12 protein-coding genes are annotated in these 12,325 nt (G+C 68.6%); 9 read left to right on the forward strand and 3 right to left on the reverse strand.

Annotated features, from left to right (window positions below; genetic code table 11):
- Window positions 1-22: 22 nt before the first annotated feature.
- Entirely contained in the window at window positions 23-3,466 is a 3,444-nt protein-coding gene (locus IT40_RS05585) for a chromosome segregation SMC family protein (protein ID WP_036751612.1), read from the reverse strand.
- A gap of 153 nt (window positions 3,467-3,619) precedes the next feature.
- Here IT40_RS05585 and IT40_RS05590 point away from each other — a divergent pair, with 153 nt between their 5' ends.
- On the forward strand, window positions 3,620-3,973 hold the full coding sequence (locus tag IT40_RS05590; RefSeq protein ID WP_036751614.1) for a CidA/LrgA family protein: 354 nt from the start codon (window positions 3,620-3,622) through the stop codon (window positions 3,971-3,973).
- Window positions 3,970-4,686, forward strand: coding sequence for an LrgB family protein (locus IT40_RS05595; RefSeq protein WP_036751616.1), 717 nt, complete (start codon window positions 3,970-3,972; stop codon window positions 4,684-4,686). The genes IT40_RS05590 and IT40_RS05595 overlap by 4 nt, the downstream gene beginning before the upstream one ends.
- Before the next feature lie 63 nt (window positions 4,687-4,749).
- Here IT40_RS05595 and IT40_RS05600 read toward each other — a convergent pair whose 3' ends face one another.
- Together IT40_RS05600 and IT40_RS05605 are read right to left on the reverse strand one after the other, a co-directional pair.
- A complete protein-coding gene (locus tag IT40_RS05600; RefSeq protein ID WP_036751618.1) occupies window positions 4,750-5,175 on the reverse strand; it encodes a VOC family protein in 426 nt (141 codons plus the stop codon).
- A gap of 254 nt (window positions 5,176-5,429) precedes the next feature.
- Window positions 5,430-5,750 carry a DUF6280 family protein gene (locus tag IT40_RS05605; protein ID WP_024842734.1) on the reverse strand — a complete coding sequence of 107 codons (321 nt, stop codon included), beginning with the start codon at window positions 5,748-5,750 and terminating at the stop codon, window positions 5,430-5,432.
- 346 nt (window positions 5,751-6,096) lie between these two features.
- Here IT40_RS05605 and efp point away from each other — a divergent pair, with 346 nt between their 5' ends.
- From efp to IT40_RS05640, 7 genes are all read left to right on the forward strand, one after another.
- Window positions 6,097-6,660 carry an elongation factor P gene (gene efp / locus IT40_RS05610; RefSeq protein WP_036751620.1) on the forward strand — a complete coding sequence of 188 codons (564 nt, stop codon included), beginning with the start codon at window positions 6,097-6,099 and terminating at the stop codon, window positions 6,658-6,660.
- A 106-nt stretch (window positions 6,661-6,766) separates the two neighbouring features.
- Window positions 6,767-7,516 carry a hypothetical protein gene (locus tag IT40_RS05615; RefSeq protein ID WP_036751622.1) on the forward strand — a complete coding sequence of 250 codons (750 nt, stop codon included), beginning with the start codon at window positions 6,767-6,769 and terminating at the stop codon, window positions 7,514-7,516.
- A gap of 39 nt (window positions 7,517-7,555) precedes the next feature.
- Window positions 7,556-7,915: a GNAT family N-acetyltransferase gene (locus IT40_RS05620; protein WP_338117894.1), complete on the forward strand. Its 360-nt coding sequence runs from the start codon at window positions 7,556-7,558 to the stop codon at window positions 7,913-7,915.
- 238 nt (window positions 7,916-8,153) lie between these two features.
- Entirely contained in the window at window positions 8,154-9,218 is a 1,065-nt protein-coding gene (gene chvE, locus IT40_RS05625; RefSeq protein WP_036751624.1) for a multiple monosaccharide ABC transporter substrate-binding protein, read from the forward strand.
- 62 nt (window positions 9,219-9,280) lie between these two features.
- The gene (mmsA, locus tag IT40_RS05630) at window positions 9,281-10,855 is read left to right on the forward strand and encodes a multiple monosaccharide ABC transporter ATP-binding protein (RefSeq protein WP_036751626.1); all 1,575 of its coding nucleotides are present in this window, start codon (window positions 9,281-9,283) and stop codon (window positions 10,853-10,855) included.
- A complete protein-coding gene (mmsB, locus tag IT40_RS05635; RefSeq protein WP_036751628.1) occupies window positions 10,848-12,032 on the forward strand; it encodes a multiple monosaccharide ABC transporter permease in 1,185 nt (394 codons plus the stop codon). Before mmsA ends, mmsB begins: the two co-directional genes overlap by 8 nt.
- Window positions 12,029-12,325 (forward strand): 2-dehydro-3-deoxygalactonokinase (locus IT40_RS05640; RefSeq protein ID WP_036751631.1); only part of this gene is annotated, 297 nt, incomplete at its 3' end. The genes mmsB and IT40_RS05640, both read left to right, overlap by 4 nt.

A 12,325-nucleotide genomic window follows, 5' to 3' on the forward strand; every position in this document is an offset into this window, starting at 1 on the left:
GCGCTGATTACCGCTTTGCGCGTCAGGCCACCAGAGCCTCCGCGCGCTTCAGATCCACGCTGACCAGCTGGCTCACGCCCTGTTCCACCATCGTCACGCCGAACAGCCGGTCCATGCGCGACATGGTGACGGCATGGTGCGTGATCACAAGAAAGCGGGTCTCGGTCCGCCGCGTCATCTCGTCCATCAGGTCGCAGAACCGGGTGACGTTGGCGTCGTCCAGCGGCGCGTCCACCTCGTCCAGCACGCAGATCGGCGCGGGGTTGGCCAGGAAGACCGCAAAGATCAGCGCCAGCGCCGTCAGCGTCTGCTCGCCCCCCGAAAGAAGGCTGAGCGTCGAGAGCTTTTTCCCCGGAGGCTGGCACATGATCTCCAGCCCCGCCTCCAGCGGGTCGTCGGATTCGACCAGCACCAGCCGCGCCTCGCCGCCGCCGAAGAGATGCGTGAACAGCGTGGTGAAATTGGCGTTCACCGTGTCGAAGGCGGCCAGCAGCCGCTCGCGCCCCTCGCGGTTCAGGCTGCCGATGCCCTGGCGCAGCTTGCGGATCGCCTCGGTCAGGTCCTCTTTCTCGGTCGCCAGCCGGTCGCGCTCGGTCTCCAGCTCGCGCTTGTCCTCGTCGGCGCGCAGGTTCACAGCGCCCAGCGCGTCGCGGCTCTGGCGCAGGCGGGCGATCTGGTCCTCCAGCGCCTCGGGGGCGATTTCCTCGACCTCGCCCAGGGATTCCAGCAGCGCCTCGGGCGTGGCTTCCAGTTCCTCGTGGATGCGCAGGCGGGCGGCGGTTTCGGCCTGGATCGCCGCCTCGGCGCGGGCCTCGCGGGCGGCGCGGGACTCGCGCGCGTCGGATGCGGCGCGCTCGGCCTCGCGCTCGGCCTCGGCGGCGAGGCGCAGCGCCTGGTCGGCGGCGGAGAGCGCGGCACGGGCGCGGGCCAGGCGGGCGGCGGCCTGCGCCTCGGCCTCGGTCAGCACGCCGCGGCGCTCGGCCAGGATCTCGGGCTGGGCCTCGGCTTCCTCCAGATCCTCTGCCGCCTGCTCGCGGCGGGCGGCCAGTTCGGCGGCGCGGGTGCCGGCCTGGTCCAGCCGCAGCCGCCAGCCGGATTCCTCCTTGGCGATCTCTTGCAGGCGCTTCACCCGCGCATTGGCCTCGCGCCGCAGCTCGTCCAGCCCGCTGCGCCGGGTCATGGTGGCGATGCGCGCCGCCTCGACCCCGGTGCGGGCATGTTCCAGCGCCGCGGCCGCCGCACCGCGGTCGGGCAGCTCGGCCAGCGCCCGCTCGGCCTCGGCCAGCCGGGCGCGGGCGTCCAGCGCATCCTCGCGATGCCGGGCTAGTTCGGCGCGGGCGGATTCGGCGCGGCTTTGCGTCATGGCCAGTCCGGATTCGGCACGGGTCACGGCGCGCACGGCGTCCGAGAGCCCGCGCTCGGCCTCGCGCCTTGCGTCGCGGGCGCGCTTCTCGGCCTCGGTCGCGGCCAGGTGGCGGTCGCGCAGCGCCTGATGCGCGGCCTGCGCATCCTCGGCGCGGGCCTGCGCCGCCCCGGCCTGTTCAGCCAGCTCGGCCAGCTGGTTGACCTTTTGCAGATGCAGCGCGGCCGAGGACGCCGCCTCGCCCGCCATCACCCGCATGCCGTCCCAGCGGAACAGGTCGCCCGCCCGCGTGACCAACCGCTGGCCGGGGGCAAGCCGGGCCTGCATCGCCGCGCCCATGGCCGCATCCGCGACCAGCCCGACCTGCGACAGCCGCCGCGCCAGCGTCTCCGGCCCCTCGACATGCGGCGCCAAGGGCTCGGCGCCCTCGGGCAGTGCCTGCGCTGCGTCATAGCCCGGCAGCAGGTGCCAGCCCGAGCCATCATCGGCCAGCCCGACGCCCAGGTCGTCGCCCAGCGCCGCGCCAAAGGCGGTCTCATGACCGCGCGCGACCCGCACCAGGTCCAGGATCGAATCGCCGCCCTGCCCGCGTTCCACCAGCCGCTTCAGCGCCGCCATCTCGGCATTCAGCGCCGAGACCTCGCCCTCGGCCTCGGCCCGTGCCGCACGGGCGGCGGATTCCTCGGCCTCCAGCGCGCCGCGGGCTTCCTCGGCCTCGGCCAGCGCTTCTTCGGCGGATTCGACGCGCTCGCGGGCCTCTTCCTGCGCCTCCTCGGCGGCTTCGCGGGCCGCATCGGCCTCGGCGCCGGCATCGGCGGCGCGGGCGGCGGCGGCCTCGGCCTCGGCGGCGGCGCGGGTAGCGCGTTCCTGCATCTGGCGCAGGTCGTGGACCAGCCGCTCGGCCGATTGGTGGCGGGCGGCAAGGCGGGCGGATTCGTCGGTCAGCTCGGCCAGCTTGGCCTCGACCTCGCGCAGGGCCTCGGCGGCCTCTTCGGCGGCGGTGCCGGCGGCGTCCAGCCGCTGGTCATGGCCCTGCCCGGCCTTTTCCAGTTCGCGCCTTTCCCATTCCAGCCGCTCGATCACCTCGCCGGCGTCGCGGTTCAGCGCCGATTCCCGCTCGATGTCGCGATCGAGTTGGGCGATGCGCGCCAGAAGCGTCTGGATCGCCTGGCCGGCGCGGGCCTCGGCCTCGTCCAGCGCCTCGCGCTCGACGGTGGCGCGGGACAGGATGGCGGCGGCGACCTGTTCCTCCTCGCGCAGCGGCGGCAGCTTCGCCTCGGCCTCCTCGCGGGCGGCGATGGCGCGGCGGGCCTGGGCTTCGGCATCAGTGGCGGCGCGGATCGCAGCGCGCAGCGCCTCGGCGGTCGCGGCCTTGGCCTGGTCGGCCTCGGCCCAGCGGCGATACAACAGCACCCCTTCGGCCCGGCGCAGCGCGGCGCCGATCTCGCGATAGCGCGCGGCGGCGCGGGCCTGCCGCGCCAGGCTGGCCGCCTGCGTGGACAGCTGGTCCAGCGTGTCGTCGACCCGCGTCAGGTTCGCCTCGGCCGCGTTCAGCCGCAACTCGGCCTCGTGCCGGCGCTGGTAGAGGCCGGAGATTCCCGCCGCCTCCTCCAGCACGCGCCGGCGCGCCTTGGGCTTGGCGTTGATCAGCTCGGAAATCTGTCCCTGCCGCACCAGCGCCGGCGAATGCGCCCCGGTCGAGGCATCCGCGAACAGCATCTGCACGTCGCGCGCCCGCACCTCCTTGCCGTTGATGCGATAGGCGGAACCGGCGTCGCGGGTGATGCGGCGGGTGATGTCCAGCGAATCCGCGTCGTTCAGCCCGGCGGGGGCAAGGCGGTCCTTGTTGTCGATGGTCAGCGTGACCTCGGCATGGGCGCGGGCGGAACGCCGCGCGGTGCCGGCAAAGATCACGTCCTCCATCCCGTCTCCGCGCATGGCGGTGGGCCGGTTTTCGCCCATGACCCAGCGCAGCGCCTCGAGCAGGTTCGACTTGCCGCAGCCGTTCGGGCCAACCACGCCGGTCAGGCCCTCGTGGATGACCAGGTCGGTCGGGTCCACGAAGCTCTTGAAACCATTGAGGCGCAGGCGGTCGAAACGCAATGCGAAGGGTCCACGAAGATCGTTCAAATCCCCCGGATTCTTCGCCATCGGGCCGCTCAAGTCAACACAAACCCCCAGATATGGCGGGCGCTCGGCGGTTATCCACAAGATTTAAGGGTTCACCACAAGAAATCCGCTGCTAATCTGGCCGGCATGATTCCCGCGCTTGCCATCATCCTGGTCTTCCAGCTCATCGGCGAGGTTGCCACGCGCAGCCTTGGCCTTTTGTTGCCCGGCCCGGTGCTGGGCCTGCTGCTGCTGGTGCTGTCCTGCACGCTGCGCCCGGCGCTGGCCGAGATGCTGCGCCCGGTCGTCACCGGCATCCTGGGCCATCTGTCGCTGTTCTTCGTGCCGGCGGGGGTGGGCGTGGTGGCGCATCTGGGGCAGTTTCGCAGCGACGGGCTGGCGGTGGCGCTGGCACTGACCGTCTCGACCGCGCTCGCCATTGCGGCGGGGGCGCTGGTGTTTCGCGCCGTGGTGCGCTGGACGGGCGGGTCCGAGGAATGACCGACGCGGCGCTGATCTGGAGCTATTTGACCCAAGGGCCGCTTCTGTGGCTGACGGCGACGCTGATCGCCTATTGGCTGGGCGACACCTTCTTTCGCGCCATGGGCCGGCAAAGCTGGGCCAATCCGGTGCTGTGCGCGGTGATCCTGCTGGCTTGCGTGCTGGGGCTGACCGGCACCAGCTACCAGACCTATTTCGAGGGCGCGCAATTCGTGCATTTCATGCTGGGCCCGGCCACGGTGGCGCTGGGAATGCCGCTTTACGACAACCTGCGCCGGGTCAGGAAGGCGGCGCTGCCGCTGGTCGCGGCGCTGCTGGCGGGCTCGGTGACGGCGGTGGTCTCGGCGCTGGCCATCGGCAAGGCTTTCGGGCTGTCCGAGGTGATGCTGGCCAGCCTGGCGCCGAAATCGACCACCGCCCCCGTCGCCATCGGCATCGCCGAGGGCCTGGGCGGCGAGCCCACGATCACCGCCGTCCTGGTGCTGGTCACGGGCATCTTCGGCGCGATCATTGCCACGCCGCTGCTGAACGCGCTGGGGATTCGCGACTGGCGGGCGCGCGGCTTTTCGCTGGGCGTGGCCGCGCATGGCATCGGCACGGCGCGCGCCTTCCAGGTGAACGAGACCGCCGGCGCCTTTGCCGGCATCGGCATGGGGTTGAACGCGGTGCTGACCTCGATCATCGCGCCGCTGGCGCTGCGGCTGTTCGGGTAAGAGGGCAAGGAGCTTGAGCCCTTAGCTCCGACCTAAATTCGGACCAGCGACTCGCAGAGGAAATCAATCCTCTGCCGGAAGCAGTTCCGGGTTCCAGACAATTTCCCACAAGTGCCCGTTTGGGTCGCGGAAATAGCCCGCATAGCCGCCGTAGAACGTGTCCTGCGCGGGTTTGACGATCTCTGCACCTGCCTGTTCCGCAGCGGCCATGATCTGATCAACCTCCTCCCGTCGCCTTACGTTATGGCCGATGGTGAAGGCGGTCGGACTGACGGGCCGCTTCGGCAAGCCGGTATCATGGGAAATGTCGGCCTGGGCCCAGAGCGCCAGTTTCAGCCCGCCAGAGAGATCGAAGAACGCCACCGCGCCATGCTCGAACTCCTGGCCGACGATGCCTTTCGTGGGTAGCCCAAGGCCGTCGCGGTAGAAGGAAAGCGATTGTTCCAGATCGGCAACGCCGAGAGTCAGAACGGAAATCCTGGGTTTCATGCCATGCCCTTTCTATCGGCACCTGCACCGCGCAGGCGTCTTGATAGTCTTGGGCCGTTGCCAGCAACGGAAGGACCCGCAGGGCGGGGGCCGGGCCAACCTTCCCGAGCCTAACCTGTTTCAGACGAGCAGATGCTAGGCCGAGGGTTCTGGCCGGTCAAGGTCGGGCATGTCCCGCCAAGCTGACCTTCCCTCGCCGATTCAACGAAAAAGGCCGCCCCGCGGGACGGCCCATCAGCGCGCGACGGGGGCGATTACGCCGCGTCGGCTTCCTCGGCGGCGTGGCGGCGTTCGCTTTCCTCGCGCGACAGCGCGACCGAGGTGCGCACGCCCTTGGCCACGAATTCCATCAGCCCCTTCACGACACGCTCGTTCGGGTCGATGCCGGCGCAGGACAACACCTCGCGCCCATCGCGCGAGCGTGCCCAACGTGCAATCTGATCGGGCCCGTTGCCGTATTTTTTGTCATCGGCGATCGCATCGTCCAGCGCAGCCAGCACAACGGCGGCAAAAAGCTTGCGGGCCCGCTGTCCCTGTTCGAAATTGAAAGCCGAGCCATCCACGAAATCGCGCATCATCATTATCCTGTTTTTCTTGCGGAGCCCCCGCACCTCGACCCTTGCCAAGGCTGCTGCATCATCTTGCCTCTAGGCGGCGCTGGCCGGCTTAGCCGATCCGTGCCGTGATTCGGTATGCCTCCAGCCGCATGACCGCCATGCACAGGGCGCAAGCCCCGGCAGATACGCAGAATAGCCGCCAAAAGCAACGATCTTGCGACATGCAGAAATGCGATGGCACCCTTGACAACGCATGAAACGCGTTTCGGTTGCCTTGAGGCACGGCAATGGATATAGGTGCCCGCAATCGCGGTTCAACCCCCGAGCCCTGGGCGATTTTCCAATTCTTTCAAGGTGATCCTGAATGGCCAAGATCAATGGCAATGAAATCAAGCCCGGTGTCGTGCTGGACCATGACGGCGGGCTGTGGGCGGCGGTCAAGGTGAACCACGTCAAGCCCGGCAAAGGCGGCGCCTTTGCCCAGGTCGAGCTGAAGAACCTGCGCGACGGGCGCAAGCTGAACGAACGCTTCCGTTCCGAGGACAAGGTCGAGCAGGTGCAGCTGGAGACCAAGGACCAGCAGTTCCTGTACGAATCCGACGGCAAGCTGGTGTTCATGGACAGCGAAACCTTCGAGCAGACCGAGCTTGACGCCGATCTGCTGGGCGAGCGGCGGCCCTTCCTGCAGGACGGCATGGTCGCGGCGGTGGAATATTACGGCGACGAGGCGCTGTCGGTGCGCATCCCGCAGAAGGTGGTCTGCCGCGTGGCCGAGACCGAGCCGGTGCTGAACGGCCAGACCGCCGCGAAAAGCTTCAAGCCGGCGATCCTGGACAACGGGGTGCGCGTCATGATCCCGCCCTTCGTCGGGGTGGACGAGGCCATCGTCGTCAATACCGAGCTTTTCGAGTATTCCGAACGCGCCTGAGCCGGCCGTCGGCCCGTTCCCGCCGCGCGTCACGACGAATATGGCCAAGCGCGCCGCACGGTCATAGGATCGGCGAAAGGGCAATGTCGAACGGCGGTGGGTCGCGATGGCGAAAGGGATCGGAAAGACGGGAAAAGGCCGGGCCGGCAAGGGCAAAGCCCTTCCGCTGCGCCAGGTTCCCGACGCTTCCGACGGGCTGGACGAGGTCCGCGCCGCCATGGGCGAGGCGATCGAGCGGCTTTCCCGGCTCGAGGATGTCATGTGCGAGATGATCCAGGCCGGGCTTGCCCCCACCGTGGGCGGCGGCGAGGGGCTGATCGCCACCGGCCCGCCCAGGGAAATCGCCGAGGCCGAGGTCTCGGCCGCCCTTGCCGCGATCCTGGCCACCACGCCCAGGAGCGCCGAATCGCATACGACAGCCGGCCCGCAGGACGCGGCCGGCACCGCCGGAAGCGCGCCCGTTCCCGGCTATATCTCGCGCCGCATGCTGGTGGAGCTGGCGGTCGGCCTGGGCGAAACCCCGCTGCATGCCCGACCCTGCGCCCGGCGGGGGCTGCACCTGGTCGGCGGCGCGCGCCAGGGCACGCCCGTGCCGCTTTACCTGCGGCTTGACCGGCACCTGCGCCTGCCGCTCGACTGCGGCTCGAATTCGCTGGAGATCGAGCGCCGGCTGGGCGGGCGCTGGCACCGCACCGGGCTGCGCGCCATCAAGGACGGCATGGGCGGGATCGAGATCGACATCGCCATGCTGGAACGGCTGGCCGGGCCGTTCTCGCCGGAATTGCGCCGCGCCCTGACGCTGGATTCCCGGCCGCCGCCGAACCGCCACGGACCGCCCCGCCCGCAGCCGGGGTGACGGCCAGGCCCCTTGGCCGCAACGTCGCAAGCGCCGGGGATGGACCGGATCGGACCCGCCATGCGTTATGGCGGCAACGAGACGGAGGAAACCATGGTGCAACTGACCATCCATGTCACCCATGAGGATTACGGCAGTTCCGGCCGCTATGCCGTCGCCATGCCCGGAATCGAGGGCGAGGCGGAGCTGACCTGGCATGCCGGGGGGCCCGGCATCATCGTCGCCGACCATACCTATGCGCCCGACGCCATGCGCGGCTCGGGCGCCGCCGCCGCCATGGTGCGGCGGCTGGTTGCGGATGCACGCGCCCGCGGCGTGCTGATCGTGCCGGCCTGCAGCTATGTGCGCGCCCAGTTCGAGCGCAATCCCGATTGGTCCGACCTCTGCGCCGATGCCTGAAGCCGCCCCGGCCGGCATCTGCATATCAATTTCGGTATGCAAACACACTTTCTGCATGATTGACGGACATATCGGCCGGGTCTAGCCTCGCGGTGGGATGGGTGGTCCGCGACCGCCGCCGCCGCGCGGAATCGTCGCAGGAGCCGGTTTTCCGCGTCCCGCGCAACAAGGGGGAAGCACCGGCTGGCCATGGCCGTGGAGGCGGCCGCCAGCGGGGCAATATCGACAGGGAGGATTTATGCGGAATCTCAGGAAATACGCCCTGGCTCTGGCCTCGGCGGCGGCGCTTTCGCTGCCCGGCCTGGCCGCGGCCGAGGGCATGGTCGGGATCTCGATGCCGACCAAGACCTCGGCGCGCTGGATCGACGACGGCAACAACATGGTCAAGCAGTTCCAGGAGGCGGGCTATCAGACCGACCTGCAATATGCCGACGACGACATCCCCAACCAGCTGGCGCAGATCGAGAACATGATCACCAAGGGCGTGAACGTGCTGGTGATCGCCGCCATCGACGGCACCACGCTGTCGAACGCGCTGGCCAATGCCAAGGCCGCGGACATCAAGGTCATCGCCTATGACCGGCTGATCCGCGACACGCCCGACATCGACTATTACGCCACCTTCGACAACTTCAAGGTCGGGGTCGAGCAGGCGACCACCCTGGTCGACGGGCTCAAGGAACGCTTCCCGGACGAAAAGCCCTGGAACGTGGAACTGTTCGGCGGCAGCCCGGACGACAACAACGCCTATTTCTTCTATGACGGCGCCATGTCGGTGATCCAGCCGCTGATCGACGACGGCTCGGTGGTGGTCGCCTCGGGGCAGATGGGCATGGACAAGGTGGGCACGCTGCGCTGGGATCCGGCCACGGCCCAGGCGCGCATGGACAACATCCTGTCGGCCAATTACACCGACAAGCAGGTGCATGGGGTGCTGTCGCCCTATGACGGGCTGTCCATCGGCATCCTGTCGTCGCTGAAAGGCGTGGGCTACGGCTCGGGCGACCTGGCCATGCCCATCGTCACCGGCCAGGACGCCGAGATCCAGTCGGTCAAGTCGATCCTGTCCGGCGAGCAATATTCCACCATCTTCAAGGACACGCGCGAACTGGCTCGCGTCACCGTCGGCATGGTCAACGCGATGATGAAGGGCGAGGAGCCCGAGGTGAACGACACCGAAAGCTACGACAACGGCGTCAAGACCGTGCCCTCATACCTGCTGGAGCCGGTGGCCGTGACCGAAAAGAACCTTGCCGAGGTTCTGGTCGGCTCGGGCTATTATACCGAAGACCAGCTGAAGTGACCTTCGCGCGCCGCCGCAGGACTATTGCGGCGGCGCCATCCGCGTGACCGCAGGGGGTGGCCATGGACGCGATTCTGGAAATGCGGGGGATCACCAAGGAATTTCCCGGCGTGAAGGCCCTGGACGACGTCAACATGACCGTCCGGCGCGGCGAGATCCGCGCGCTGGTCGGCGAGAACGGCGCCGGCAAATCCACGCTGATGAAGGTGCTGTCGGGCGTCTATCCGCATGGCAGCTATCAGGGCGAGATCCTCTATGGCGGCCAGCCGATGGCGTTTCGCGACATCAAGGACAGCGAGGCGCAGGGCATCGTCATCATCCACCAGGAACTGGCGCTGGTGCCGCAGATGTCGATCGCCGAGAACATCTTCCTGGGCAACGAGATCGCCCAGCGCGGCGTCATCGACCGGCGCGAGACCAACCGCCGCACCGCCGAGCTGCTGGCGCAGGTCGGCCTGCGCGAAAGCCCGGAAACCAAGGTCGGCGGCCTGGGCATGGGCAAGCAGCAGCTGATCGAGATCGCCAAGGCGCTGTCGAAAAAGGTCGACCTGCTGATCCTGGACGAGCCGACCTCGTCGCTGAACGAGAACGACAGCGACGCGCTGCTGCGCCTGCTTGCCAGTTTCCGCGACCGGGGCATGACAGCGATCCTGATCTCGCACAAGCTCAACGAGATCAGCCAGGTCTGCGACAGCATCACCGTGCTGCGCGACGGCGCGACGGTGGCGCATCACGGCGGCATGGTCGAGGAATCGCGCATCATCCGCGACATGGTCGGCCGCTCGATGAACGACCGCTATCCGCCGCGCCAGCCGAAGGTCGGCGAGGTGGTGATGCAGGTCAGGGACTGGACCGTCGCCGATCCCGCGCGCGAAGGCCGCCTGCTGGTCAAGGGCGCCAGTTTCGAGCTGCGGCGCGGCGAGGTTCTGGGCATCGCCGGGCTGATGGGCGCGGGCCGCACCGAACTGGCGATGAGCCTGTTCGGCCGCTCGATGGGCGAGTGGAAATCGGGCTCGGTCACGCTGCACGGCAAGCCGGCCGACCTGTCCACCGTGCCGCGCGCGATCCGCGCCGGGCTGGCCTATGTGACCGAGGACCGCAAGTCGCTGGGCCTGGTGCTGGACGACACCATCCGCCGCAACATCCCGCTGGCGAACCTGGCCGGCATCTCGGTCCGCGGCGTGGTGGACCGCCAGCGCGAGGGGGCGGTGGCGCGCGACTATCGGAGCCGCATCAACATCCGCTCGCCCTCGGTCGAAAGCCGGGCGGTGAACCTGTCGGGCGGCAACCAGCAAAAGGTGGTGCTGGCGAAATGGCTGTTCGCCGAGCCCGAGATCCTGATCCTGGACGAACCGACGCGCGGCATCGACGTGGGCGCGAAATATGAAATCTACACCATCATCCGCGACCTTGCCGCCGCCGGAAAGTCGATCATCGTCATCTCGTCGGAAATGCCCGAGCTGCTGGGCATCACCGACCGCATCCTGGTCATGAACGAGGGCCGGCTGGTGGGCGAGATGCCGACGGCCGAGGCCACGCAGGAACGCATCATGCAGGTCATCATCCGCTCGGGCCACGACCTGACCGACGAAACCGTCACCCCCGAGGAAATCGAGGCAGAGGCCGCCCATGTCTGACACGACCACCGAACGCCGCGGCGACACCTTCGGCTTCATCCGCCGCAACATCCGCGAATACGGCATCCTCTTTGCGCTGATCGTCATCATGGCCTTCTTCCAGGTGGTGACGGGCGGCATCCTGTTCCGGCCGGTGAACCTGACCAACCTGTTCCTGCAAAACAGCCATATCGTCATCATGGCGGTCGGCATGCTGCTGGTCATCGTCGCCGGTCATATCGACCTGTCCGTCGGCTCGGTCGCGGCCTTCGTCGGCGCGCTTTCGGCGCTGATGATCGTCCGGCTGGGCCTGCCGATCCCGGTCGTCGTGGTGCTGAGCCTGGCCGCCGGCGCGGTGATCGGCGGCATCCAGGGCTATTGGATCGCCTATTGGAAGATCCCCAGCTTCATCGTCACCCTGGCGGGGATGCTGGTGTTCCGCGGCCTGACCATGTGGATCCTGCAAGGCCAGTCGATCGGCCCCTTCCCGCGCGAATTCCAGATGATCGCCTCGGGCTTCATCCCGGACCTCTTCGGCCCCGACAAGCCCAACACGCTGTCGCTGATCCTGGGCTGGGGCGCGGCGCTGGCGATCCTGTGGCTGCAGATCCGCGGCCGCAAGCGGGAAGAGGCGGTGGGCATCGTGGACGAGCCCTTCGCCTTCTTCGCCGCCAAGAACGCGCTGATCTTCCTGGCGCTGGTCTGGATGACCTGGGTGCTGGCGAATTTCCGCGGCCTGCCGAATGTCTTCATGGTCATGGCGGTGCTGGTCGCGCTTTACGCCTTCGTGTCCGAGCGCACCACCATCGGCCGGCGCATCTATGCCATCGGCGGCAACGCCAAGGCGGCCAAGCTTTCGGGCATCAATGCCGAGCGGGTGGTGTTCCTGACCTTCATGAACATGGGGATGCTGGCGGCGCTGGCCGGGATCGTGGTCTCGGCCCGGCTGAACTCGGCCACGCCCAAGGCCGGCGTGGGGTTCGAACTGGACGTGATCGCGGCGGTGTTCATCGGCGGCGCCTCGATGGCGGGCGGGGTCGGCACGGTGATCGGCGCAGTGGTCGGCGCCTTCATCATGGGGGTGATGAACAACGGCATGTCGATCCTGGGCATCGGCATCGACTACCAGCAGGTCATCAAGGGGCTGGTGCTGATGGCCGCGGTGATCTTCGACGTCTCGAACAAGAGCAAGGCGTGACGCCCGAACCAACCGCCGATGCCCCGACCGCCCCCCGCTGGATCGCCGTCGACTGGGGCACCACAAGGCTGCGCGCCTGGGCCATGCGCGGCGCGCGGCCGGTGGACGCCCGCGCCTCGGACCGCGGCATGGGCAGGCTGGCCCCGGCCGGGTTCGAGCCGGCGCTGCTCGACCTGATCGGCGACTGGCTGCCCGCGGCCGGCCGGATGCGCGTCATCGCCTGCGGCATGGCCGGCGCCCGCGGCGGCTGGGCCGAGGCCGAATACCGCGCCGTCCCCTGCCCGCCCATCGAC

The organism is Paracoccus versutus (assembly GCF_000763885.1).
GTDB classification, from domain to species: Bacteria; Pseudomonadota; Alphaproteobacteria; order Rhodobacterales; family Rhodobacteraceae; genus Paracoccus; species Paracoccus versutus.

What these genes read in the sequence shown, in the direction of transcription:
- IT40_RS05590 (WP_036751614.1), top strand. Translation starts at nt 3,620, where the DNA reads ATGATTCCCGCGCTTGCCATCATCCTGGTCTTCCAGCTCATCGGCGAG.
- IT40_RS05595 (WP_036751616.1), top strand. Translation starts at nt 3,970, where the DNA reads ATGACCGACGCGGCGCTGATCTGGAGCTATTTGACCCAAGGGCCGCTT.
- IT40_RS05600 (WP_036751618.1), bottom strand. Translation starts at nt 5,175, where the DNA reads ATGAAACCCAGGATTTCCGTTCTGACTCTCGGCGTTGCCGATCTGGAA.
- IT40_RS05605 (WP_024842734.1), bottom strand. Translation starts at nt 5,750, where the DNA reads ATGCGCGATTTCGTGGATGGCTCGGCTTTCAATTTCGAACAGGGACAG.
- efp (WP_036751620.1), top strand. Translation starts at nt 6,097, where the DNA reads ATGGCCAAGATCAATGGCAATGAAATCAAGCCCGGTGTCGTGCTGGAC.
- IT40_RS05615 (WP_036751622.1), top strand. Translation starts at nt 6,767, where the DNA reads ATGGCGAAAGGGATCGGAAAGACGGGAAAAGGCCGGGCCGGCAAGGGC.
- IT40_RS05620 (WP_338117894.1), top strand. Translation starts at nt 7,556, where the DNA reads ATGGACCGGATCGGACCCGCCATGCGTTATGGCGGCAACGAGACGGAG.
- chvE (WP_036751624.1), top strand. Translation starts at nt 8,154, where the DNA reads ATGCGGAATCTCAGGAAATACGCCCTGGCTCTGGCCTCGGCGGCGGCG.
- mmsA (WP_036751626.1), top strand. Translation starts at nt 9,281, where the DNA reads ATGGACGCGATTCTGGAAATGCGGGGGATCACCAAGGAATTTCCCGGC.
- mmsB (WP_036751628.1), top strand. Translation starts at nt 10,848, where the DNA reads ATGTCTGACACGACCACCGAACGCCGCGGCGACACCTTCGGCTTCATC.